At 23.9% G+C, this 4,541-nt stretch carries 6 protein-coding genes and 1 tRNA gene; 4 read left to right on the top strand and 3 right to left on the bottom strand.

Going from position 1 to position 4,541, the window contains the following annotated elements; translation table 4 throughout:
* Window positions 1–371: 371 nt before the first annotated feature.
* The 3 genes from msrB to T405_RS03435 form a co-directional block, all read right to left on the bottom strand.
* Complete coding sequence (gene msrB / locus T405_RS03445; RefSeq protein ID WP_084271916.1) at window positions 372–824, bottom strand: peptide-methionine (R)-S-oxide reductase MsrB; 453 nt, start codon at window positions 822–824, stop codon at window positions 372–374.
* A gap of 8 nt (window positions 825–832) precedes the next feature.
* Window positions 833–1,924 (bottom strand): M42 family metallopeptidase, encoded by a 1,092-nt coding sequence (locus T405_RS03440; RefSeq protein ID WP_036431288.1) that lies wholly within the window; start codon window positions 1,922–1,924, stop codon window positions 833–835.
* Window positions 1,925–1,988: 64 nt separating this feature from the next.
* A tRNA-Leu gene (locus tag T405_RS03435) sits at window positions 1,989–2,072 on the bottom strand.
* Between the two features lie 110 nt (window positions 2,073–2,182).
* Here T405_RS03435 and dcm_N point away from each other — a divergent pair.
* The 4 genes from dcm_N to T405_RS03415 form a co-directional block, all read left to right on the top strand.
* The gene (gene dcm_N, locus T405_RS04095) at window positions 2,183–2,542 is read left to right on the top strand and encodes a DNA (cytosine-5-)-methyltransferase N-terminal subunit (protein WP_051619563.1); all 360 of its coding nucleotides are present in this window, start codon (window positions 2,183–2,185) and stop codon (window positions 2,540–2,542) included.
* The gene (gene dcm / locus T405_RS03425) at window positions 2,515–3,369 is read left to right on the top strand and encodes a DNA (cytosine-5-)-methyltransferase (protein ID WP_084271915.1); all 855 of its coding nucleotides are present in this window, start codon (window positions 2,515–2,517) and stop codon (window positions 3,367–3,369) included. The genes dcm_N and dcm overlap by 28 nt, the downstream gene beginning before the upstream one ends.
* Entirely contained in the window at window positions 3,357–4,166 is an 810-nt protein-coding gene (locus T405_RS03420; protein ID WP_036431285.1) for an MAG4270 family putative restriction endonuclease, read from the top strand. The genes dcm and T405_RS03420 overlap by 13 nt, the downstream gene beginning before the upstream one ends.
* A 106-nt stretch (window positions 4,167–4,272) precedes the next feature.
* Window positions 4,273–4,541: hypothetical protein (locus tag T405_RS03415; RefSeq protein WP_156951256.1), on the top strand; the 269-nt coding region annotated here is incomplete at its 3' end.

Raw genomic sequence — 4,541 nt, 5'->3', positions numbered from 1 at the left:
AAAATAATTGTTTTTTAATAAAATTACTCTCATTTAATAAAATAAAGATGGGAAAATTAAAAAGGAATAAGAAAATCAGATTTAAAAATGGATTAAATATGTAATTTTAAGTAATTTTATATTTCCATTTTTTTAAGTTTAGCAATTATAAACAATAATAACATATCAAAAATAAATAAGTGGGAACTCAAAAAATTAACTAGATTTTGAAACCTACATTGTAAAATTTTTGATGATCCTCATCCTCCTTATAGTTACAAAAAAGATTTATTATTTCTTTGAGAAAATTAAAGTTCGAAACAAATTAAATTAATAAAACACACAAAAGTTATGTAGAAATTAAAACTTTTGTGTGTTTTATTTGCTTTATTCTATTTTACAAATTTTTTGTATTCTGAATATCCTTTTTCATCCATTTCTTCAAACGGAATAAAATCTAGTGCAGCACCATTTATACAATATCTCAAACCACCCATTTCTTTTGGACCATCATTAAATACATGTCCTAAGTGATTATCACCTTTTCCAGATCTTACTTCTGTTCTAACCATATTATGAGAGTTATCTTGTAAATATAAAACGCTTTCTTTTAATATCGGTTCTGAAAAACTTGGTCAACCACAACCTGAATCAAATTTAGTAGTAGAAGAAAAAAGCGGTTCTTTACTAATTTTTTCTACATAAATACCTTTTCTATATTCATTATTTAGTTCTGAAGTAAAACTTCTTTCTGTTGCAGACTTCTTGAGAACATCATAGCTTAATTGTGATAAATTATGTTCTTTCATAAGTTTTTGTTCTTCTGTTAATATTTCTTTTTCCATAATATCCTTTATTTATAACTTAGTTCTTTATCATGTATTTCTGAAGAATAATTTTTAATAAATTCAGTCAATAAATCTATTGCTGCTTGAATATCTACAAGTGAAGCTACACCTATTGGACTATGTAGATATCTTTGGGGTATAGAAATTGTTACTACAGATGCACCACCTTCACCAAATTGCAATTCGGCAGCATCTGTTCCTCCACCACCTGCAATATATTTATAAGCAGGTATATTTTTTTCTTTTGATAATTTCATTAAATAATTAATAAGCTTTGGATCTGGTAATGTACCACCATCTTTTACTAAAATACTTACTCCATTTCCACAAACTGGTGTTCCTACTTTTGCACCTGTTGTATCATGTGAAGCTCCAGTATCTAAAGCAAATGCTATGTCTGGTTTGATTAGTGAAACAGATGTTTTAGCACCTCTTGTTCCAACTTCTTCTTGAACTGTTCCAACTAAATATACATCACATTCTAGGTTTAGGTTTTCTATATTTTTTGCAATAAATTCAAGTGATGTAACTCCTGCTCTGTTATCCATTGCTTTTCCACCAATTAAATTATTTGCTAATAATAAAGTTTTTCCTGAAATAAAAATTTTATCTCCAATTTCAATATCAACATTTTGAACTTCTTCTTTTGATTTAAAACCTAAATCAACATATAAATCATAATTTTTCATTGCTGATTTATTTTCTTCTGGAGTTTGGATATGAATACTAGTATGACCAAAAACACCATAATATCTTTTATTTGTTCTTGATGATACAACAGCTGCTTTAGTTCCTATTACAGTACTTGCTCACACACCACCAATTGGACTAACCATAATGTTTCCATTATCTTTAATCATTCTAACCATATAACCGACTTCATCCATATGAGCAGCTATCATAATTTTAGGTGCATTTTTAGATGAAGATTTTTTGTAAAAAATAACAGAACCTAGTTTATCTCTAAATACTTCAAATTTACTTGAATTTATATTTTTTTTCAATTCATCTACAACCGGTTCTTCAAATCTAGAAATTGCTTCGATAGACATATAGCAATCTAATCTTTTTATTAAATCTTTATATTTATTTTCCATAATTACCTACCATATTTTATATACAAAACACCAATTAAAAAACTCCATATGGAGTGAATTTAATTGGTGCCTTAGACAGGACTTGAACCTGCATGGATTTCTCCGACGGATTTTGAGTCCGCAGTGTCTGCCATTCCACCACTAAGGCATATTTATTATTATACTCTTTAATTTTAAAATAATAAAGTAAAAATAAAAATATTGTTATTTTGTTTAGTAAACAGAAAATATAAAAACAAAATACGATATCATATTATTATGAATAAAATAACTATTTTTGAAACTTTTGCAGGAATCGGTTCACAAATCAAAGCATTAAAGAATATTTCAAACAAATTTAATTTGAAAGTTGAAAGTTTAGGATTTGTAGAATGATATTTAGACGCAATAATTTCTTATGAAATTATAAATAATAAAACCTTAAAACAAGATAAAAAAACAAACATAGAGGATATAAAAAAATCTTTATCTAGTTTAAAAATTAGTTCTGATTCTAAAAATATAGTTTCACCTAATTATTTTAGTAAACTAACTCAAGAGAGATTAAGAAGTATTTATCCATATCTAAAAAAGTTTATTAAGAAAAATACATGAGAGAGAGAGAGAGAGAGCACTTAAATTTCTACCTTGATATAAATGATGTTAATTTGCTACCATCAAATATTGACATATTTACTTATTCATTTCCTTGTCAAGATATATCCCAACAAGGAAAACAAAAAGGAATTAATGAGCAAACAAGATCTGGACTATTATTACAAGTTAGAAGAATTTTAGAAATAAATAAAGATAATTTACCTGCTGTTTTATTATTAGAAAATGTAAAAGCATTAGGATCTAAAAAATTTACTACTTCATTAAATGAATGAATTTTATTTTTGGAATCATTAGGTTATGTATCTGAATATAAAATTTTAAATTCTTCAGATTTTGGTTCTTGTCAAAATAGAGAACGTTTATTTATGGTTTCTATTTTAAAAAATAAACAATTAAGAAAATTTGATTGACCAATTCCTTTTTCTCATAACAAAACATTAGAAAATATAATAAAACTCAATGAAGATGATATTTTTCTAGATAAATTAAAAGATAAACAAATAACAGAATTTAAAGTAACTAAAAATAATATAACTAAAAGTCTTATCTTAGAATATACTAAATTTAATTCTGAAAACTATTTATATAAACCTTTCGGATTTGGGCCTACTTTAACTGCTTCTGGAGCTAATTCAAGAATAAAGTTTTATTTCGGTTCAGTCGATAAAGTTAAAGAAATTACTCCACTTGAATCTTATTTATATATGGGTTTTTCAAAGAAAGATGCTAATAAAGTTATAAATTCAGGTTTAATAAATAAAAGTAAAATGATTTTTACTTGTGGTAATTCTATTTCAGTTGAAGTATTAGAATCATTATTCGAAATCATTATAAAATGTATCAAATAAACTATATTGATTTAAAGAAATTTGAATTTAATATTGAAACTTCAAATTGAAATAAAAACACTAATTCATCAAAATTTAGAGGAAAAATAATAATCATTTTTCATAAAGAAACCTTGATTTTATATGCTTATAGAATTATTATAGATGAATGTTATATAGATTTAAAAACAACTAAAAGTTGATTTGAATCAAATAACAATAATTTTAAAAGAAGAGAAGAATTATTTAGGAAGTTAAATTTAAAACAGGAAATCAGGAATCATTTAAATGATAATAAATTAGTTCATATAAAACCTAATGAATATGAAAAATTAAATATTATTAATGATTATTTACTAAATGAGTATAAAAGTACAATAAAGAATATAAAGCCTTTATTAAGTGGAAATAATCCAACAGGTGAATTGAAAAATCACCAAAATGCACCTATTATAATTTCTGAATCCGTTGATATATTAGAACAAAATTTCAGTATCTTTTTTGAAAATTACTCTTTTTTCAAAGAAAACAAATATGATTTTTCTTTATATTTTGAACCAAGTAATTTTAATAATTTAGAAACTTTAAATTATATAAACTTATTAAAAGAAACTCAAAACACAAGAATTAAAAATTTAATAAAAAATATAACTTTATTGTTAATTAAAAAAACTAATGATATGGGGAAATCTATTATAAAAGAATTTCAAAAGTTATTAAATTTACCCAAAATAAATAAATTAATCCAAGAAAGAAGGCATAAATATTATAAAAATATAAAATTAGATGAACATTCCTGTGTTTCCCAGAATCTCTAAAAATAGTTAGTTTTTAGAGATTTTTATATAACTATGTTATATAAACTTTTTAGTTTTTATACTTGTTATTACTTGTTATTACTTGTTATTATGATATAATTAAATTATGAAACTTATGCTTTACAATACTTCAGGTAAAAATACAGTTTATAAAAATATTGGATATTTTGATAATTCGGGTTCTTATAGAAAAAATGTAAAAATTTTAGGTTTGGGAAATAGTTTGTATTTGAAAGAAATAAATCCGGACTATGAAAAAATAATAAAAAGAATAATAACCAAATATGATGAAAGAGTTAATGTAACTTATTTAAAAACAGAAATTTTCGATGCTTTAAAATATGGAGAAACAGGGACTAAAAATATATTTTGTGG

This window comes from Mycoplasmopsis felis ATCC 23391, from assembly GCF_000701865.1.
GTDB classification, from domain to species: Bacteria; Bacillota_I; Bacilli_A; order Mycoplasmatales; family Metamycoplasmataceae; genus Mycoplasmopsis; species Mycoplasmopsis felis.
The sequence above is the reverse complement of the archived record's forward strand: the minus strand, read 5'-3'. Positions and strand labels throughout refer to the sequence as shown.